Origin of the sequence: Microcoleus sp. S1D4 (assembly GCF_036700765.1) — a bacterium.
In the GTDB taxonomy this organism is placed as follows: domain Bacteria; phylum Cyanobacteriota; class Cyanobacteriia; order Cyanobacteriales; family Microcoleaceae; genus Microcoleus.
Map to the genome: position 1 here is coordinate 1 of NZ_JAUBPP010000058.1, position 2,483 is coordinate 2,483.

A 2,483-nucleotide genomic window follows, 5' to 3' on the forward strand; every position below is an offset into this window, starting at 1 on the left:
GTGAGTTGCTTTTTGATTTATCTGGTCAAGATAAACCTGTTAAATGCCTCGCATAAAGTTGGTCAATAGCCTTCATAGCCTTGATGAAGGCCTCTCGACAATTAATCCACCCTGCCTAACCCCCCTTAAGAAGGGGGACTTTGAGAATGCTTCTAGTCCACCCTTGTAGGGGCAGTGCCCCCGTCCCCGCCCTCTTGGTTCGGGGGGTCTCCGGGTTCTGTTCCCTCCACCACCCCACAAAATCCGATTTGTAAACTTTTTTATAGATCCGATCGCCCTGCTTTTTTTTGACGGATAATATCTGTTTATTAATTTTTTAACTCTAGCGATCGCCCACAAAAAAATTTACTTTTCTTTACAAAGTAGCAACGAAAAAACAGAGCCCCAGGCAAGAATTTCGTTACAGACTTTAAATGCGGCGCGCGATCGACTAGAGTAAAAAAAATGGCTTTATCCGTTTATTCATCGCAAAGGAAACAAAGCTCATGGTTCAACGCGGTTCGACAGTCCGGATTCTTCGCAAAGAATCCTTCTGGTATCAAGAAGTGGGCACCGTTGCTACGGTAGACCAAAGCGGCATTAAATACCCTGTTATCGTTCGCTTTAACACCGTAAATTATGCAGGCGTCAACACCAACAACTTCGCCCAAAGCGAAGTAGTGGAAGTGGCCGCACCCAAAGCAAAAGCCAAAACAGCCACTCCAGCAGCTTCCGGCGGCAAGCAAACCACCGTAGAGCCGAAAACCCGCAAAACAGGCAGCGGAGCAACCCCCCAGCAGCCGAAAACTTCGACCGGCAGCAAGCCTGGTGCAGAAGTTCCCGGCAGCGTCGAAGGTTCGCCAAATCAAGGAACAGAACAACGCTAATTGTGCCAGAACTGCCAGAAGTTGAAACTATTTGCCGGGGTTTGAACCAACTTACCCTCGATCGAGAAATTTTGGGCGGAGACGTGCTGTTAAATAGCTCGATCGCCCGCTCAATCTCTGCGACCGATTTTTTGACAAAACTCAAAGGAAAGTCGATCGCATCTTGGTATCGGCGCGGCAAATACCTCCTGGCAGAACTATCTCAATTCCCAGAAGGAGAAAGAGAGAAAGGGAAAGGGGGAGAATTTACGGCTCAAACTCCAAGTTCTTCCACTCTTCCTTCCTCCCTCTCCCCTCTTCCCTCTTCCTTCTTCCATCCCTCAAAAGCTGGCTGGTTGGGGGTTCACCTGCGGATGACCGGACAATTGCTGTGGGTGAACGAATCCGAACCCCTGCCAAAACACGCGCGAGTCCGGCTATTTTTTGAAGGAAACCGAGAACTGCGGTTTGTAGACCAGCGCACCTTCGGGCAAATGTGGTACGTGCCCGCAGAAACAGAAGTGGAAAGCACAGTTACCGGCCTGAAACTCCTAGGCCCGGAACCGTTTTCAGAGGAATTTACCACAGAATATTTCGCCCGCAAGCTGCACCGACGGGCGCGACCAATTAAAACAGCATTGCTAGACCAGTCACTGGTAGCGGGTTTGGGCAATATTTACGCAGATGAAACTTTGTTCTTGGCGGGAGTGATGCCGACAACTCTGTGCGCCGATTTGACAGCAGAGCAAATTGAGCGCATCCATACAGCTATTATTCAAGTTTTACAGCAGGCGATCGCCTCCGGCGGCACCACTTTCAGTAATTTTCTCAACGTCCAAGGTGTAAACGGCAACTACGGCGGTGTCGCTTGGGTGTACAATAGATCGGGTCAACCCTGCCGCACTTGCTCTATAACCATTGAAAAGATAAAATTAGCAGGGCGATCGACTCATTTTTGCCCCGCGTGCCAGAAATAATAATTTCGGCAACAGATTTTGTATCAGATTCGATCGATATACCAAATCTCAGCTTCCGACTCTTCAGTCTGCCTTCGCAGACTTCGTTCGTGTAGTTGCGGTTTCAACCGCCGACTCAACTCAATCAACTGGTATTAAAGCCAAATCGGCATTAAAATTTAAATACTTCGATCAACTAAACAGAGCAAGTTATGGCAATCAAAAAAGGTAGCACAGTCCGCGCAATTCGCAAAAAATTGGAAAACAGCCTAGAAGCCAAAGCCAGCGATCCGCGCTTTTCCTCCTATCTATTTGAAACAAAAGGCGAAGTAATGGATGTTCGCGGCGACTACGCCTTCGTCAAATTCGGCAAAGTCCCCACCCCGAATATTTGGCTGCGCGTAGACCAACTAGAAGATTTTAACTAACCGATCGAAACTAAACATCACTGTTTTAAATTTAACCTAGGGTGCGCCCCGCGCACCTTATTTGTTTGTAACCTAGAGTACAAAAGCTGCGCCCGATCGCCATTAAACTAATTTTTAAAGGCAGCTTTTATATCGTTCTCGGCTGCATCGGAATAATAAAATCGAGTCAACAGTCAATAAGTAGGTAGGCGGGAAAAAAACTATCTATGTAACAAAACATTAAGTTACCTAATTGGAGTTAAACTTAAGACGTT

General features: G+C 47.3%; 3 protein-coding genes. All 3 read left to right on the forward strand.

The genetic code is table 11. The features are described from left to right. Positions 1–485: 485 nt before the first annotated feature. The gene (locus QT998_RS27290; protein ID WP_333093623.1) at positions 486–866 is read left to right on the forward strand and encodes a photosystem I reaction center subunit IV; all 381 of its coding nucleotides are present in this window, start codon (positions 486–488) and stop codon (positions 864–866) included. 2 nt (positions 867–868) lie between these two features. Next, positions 869–1,822 (forward strand): DNA-formamidopyrimidine glycosylase, encoded by a 954-nt coding sequence (locus tag QT998_RS27295; RefSeq protein ID WP_333118930.1) that lies wholly within the window; start codon positions 869–871, stop codon positions 1,820–1,822. 191 nt (positions 1,823–2,013) lie between these two features. Further along, entirely contained in the window at positions 2,014–2,229 is a 216-nt protein-coding gene (locus QT998_RS27300) for an NAD(P)H-quinone oxidoreductase subunit O (RefSeq protein ID WP_333093621.1), read from the forward strand. Positions 2,230–2,483: the final 254 nt, after the last annotated feature.

What these genes read in the sequence shown, in the direction of transcription:
- QT998_RS27290 (WP_333093623.1), top strand. Translation starts at nt 486, where the DNA reads ATGGTTCAACGCGGTTCGACAGTCCGGATTCTTCGCAAAGAATCCTTC.
- QT998_RS27300 (WP_333093621.1), top strand. Translation starts at nt 2,014, where the DNA reads ATGGCAATCAAAAAAGGTAGCACAGTCCGCGCAATTCGCAAAAAATTG.